The sequence below is a fragment of the Gilliamella sp. Nev3-1 genome (genome assembly GCF_001690435.1).
In the GTDB taxonomy this organism is placed as follows: Bacteria; Pseudomonadota; Gammaproteobacteria; order Enterobacterales; family Orbaceae; genus Gilliamella; species Gilliamella apicola_C.
In genome coordinates this window covers 1-1,981 of the sequence record NZ_LZHN01000069.1, presented here as the reverse complement: position 1 = coordinate 1,981, position 1,981 = coordinate 1, and the positions used below count along the sequence as shown (strand labels likewise).

The window sequence follows — 1,981 nt, the reverse complement described above, 5'->3', positions numbered from 1 at the left end:
AGAATTACATGTCTTTCTCAATAAAAAAAGTCTTAACTAATCTTGCATGGCAGATTTTGATTGCATTAATTTTAGGGATAGCGGTGGGGGCTTATTTATTTGAACTCTCTACTCCTAGCCACCCTTTACACTCTTATTATCAATTTTCGATAGTCAACATTTTCCAACCAGCGGGCGATATTTTTATTCGTTTAATTAAAATGATTGTCTTGCCTATTATACTTAGTACATTAACTTTAGGTATTGCTGGTATTGGTGGTTCGAAACGATTAGGGACATTAGGTCTAAAAACAATACTTTATTTTGAGATTATTACCACGATTGCTATCTTATTAGGTCTTTGCTGGGGAAATATTTTTGCGCCGGGAGCGGGAATTGACTCTTCAACACTTGCAACAGCAGATGTGAGCAAATATGCAAAGGCTGCTGAAGAATTAAGTGGAAAACCTCATGGCTTAATTGTCATGATTCTTGATATGATTCCTGCAAATATCTTTAAAGCAATGGCTGATGGAGCTATATTGCCTGTTATCTTTTTCTGTGTCTTTTTCGGCTTAGGTCTAATGTCGTTACCAGATAAACAGCGCGAGCCTTTTGTATTTTTCTTAAAGGTTATCTCTGACACAATGTTTAAAGTTACTAACATGATTATGCGTTATGCCCCAATTGGTGTATTTGCTCTCATTACTGTGACAGTTGCCAAATATGGTTTTGAATCTTTATTACCACTACTTAAACTGATTCTAACTGTTTATTCAGCGATGATTATATTTACATTAGTGGTACTTGGTCTTGTTTGTAAAATTTGTCATTTTAATATTTTCACACTGCTAAAAATATTGAAAGAAGAACTGGTTATCGCATTTTCAACTGCAAGCTCTGAAACAGCATTACCGAAAATTATTGAAAAAATGGAGTCATATGGTGCACCAAAATCAATTACAAGTTTCGTTATTCCAACTGGTTATTCATTTAATCTTGATGGCTCAACGCTTTATCAAAGTATTACAGTCATCTTTCTAGCCCAATTATTCCATATTGATTTAACTATTTTAGATCAAATTATAGTTGTCATTACCTTAATGATAGCTTCTAAAGGTATAGCAGGAGTACCAGGTGCTTCAATCCTTGTGTTATCCGCAACCCTTGGCAGTGTTGGCATTCCCCTTGAAGGGATTGGTTATATTATGGGGGTAGAGCGTATTTTAGATATGGGTAGAACGGTTGTTAATGTGGTTGGCAATGCATTAGCTGCAATTGTTATAGCTCGCTGGGAACATGTTTTTGATGACAAAAAAGCAAGAGCCTATGAACAACAATATTTGAAATAGAGTTATTTGTTTACTGACAAAAGCGCCGTTAACAACTGGCGCTTTTTTATTTTTTCAAGGAGTGCTTTTAAATAGCTAACCATCTTAATTGCTATCAGTTGTATGATTTTGGGCTTAAGTTATTCTTAATTTAAAATAGTAAAAAAGGCAGGCTAACATGCAAGTATGGGTAATAAGTTGGTAGGCAGATATTGATAGTTATGATGGTTATGTATAGAAAAGAAAATAAAAAACCCAGCATTTGCTGGGTTTTCAGATTGATGACAAACCTCGATATAATTTGGGGTTTATTTTTTTATTTAAACCATAAATAGGCTTTTTAATTTGGATTTTATTAAATAAATTAAAAAATAGCTTAAAAAAACGTAACAAAAATAGCTTTATCGCTATTTTCTTGATATTTTGAGCCGTTGCGGCCAATAAACACTGCATTTGAACCTGCGCTCTTCCTCTAAATCGTGCATAGCGATGTCCGTGATGTTGTTTAGCATCAGCAAAGCTGCGCTCTATCGTTTCTTTTCGCCGAGCATAGACTTTTTTACCCCACTGACTTAAACGAATCTCGTTGGCTTTCTCTTTATCTGCTTCCCAGATATGCCGTGTGATGACTTTCTGTGTATTTTTACTCTGTGTACACTGTGACAATAACG

Annotated in this window: 2 protein-coding genes; one reads left to right on the top strand and one right to left on the bottom strand. The window is 34.8% G+C overall.

Going from position 1 to position 1,981, the window contains the following annotated elements:
* Positions 1–20 precede the first annotated feature (20 nt).
* Complete coding sequence (gltP, locus tag A9G40_RS11260) at positions 21–1,331, top strand: glutamate/aspartate:proton symporter GltP (RefSeq protein WP_065582293.1); 1,311 nt, start codon at positions 21–23, stop codon at positions 1,329–1,331.
* A gap of 252 nt (positions 1,332–1,583) precedes the next feature.
* Here the strand turns inward: gltP and A9G40_RS11255 are convergent.
* The coding region (locus tag A9G40_RS11255; protein WP_255307312.1) for a transposase at positions 1,584–1,981 on the bottom strand (398 nt) is incomplete at its 5' end.